This is a genomic window from Cellulomonas sp. GbtcB1 (assembly GCF_019091725.1).
In the GTDB taxonomy this organism is placed as follows: domain Bacteria; phylum Actinomycetota; class Actinomycetes; order Actinomycetales; family Cellulomonadaceae; genus Cellulomonas.
In genome coordinates this window covers 1-229 of sequence record NZ_JAGXJG010000726.1, presented here as the reverse complement: position 1 = coordinate 229, position 229 = coordinate 1, and the positions used below count along the sequence as shown (strand labels likewise).

1 protein-coding gene is annotated in these 229 nt (G+C 78.6%); it reads right to left on the bottom strand.

Annotated elements, in window-relative coordinates:
* On the bottom strand, positions 1-135 hold a 135-nt coding region (locus tag KVT14_RS22885; protein ID WP_368858800.1), incomplete at its 3' end, for an HIT family protein.
* Positions 136-229: the final 94 nt, after the last annotated feature.

The window sequence follows — 229 nt, the reverse complement described above, 5'->3', positions numbered from 1 at the left end:
CTCCGCGCGAGGCACCACGAGCCCGTGCCGGTCGGTGATCGGGGCGAGCGTGCCGAACGCCCCCGCGCGGTCGTCGGCCCAGACGAACCGGCCGGGGATCTCGCCGCCGATGATGCGGGTGAACAGGGTCGTCATGCGGCCCACGGTAGCGAGGCCGGGCGGGCGCCGCGGGCTCAGGCGGCGAGCTCCGCCTGCAGCGCCAGCACCGTGCGCCAGGGCCGGGCGGCCC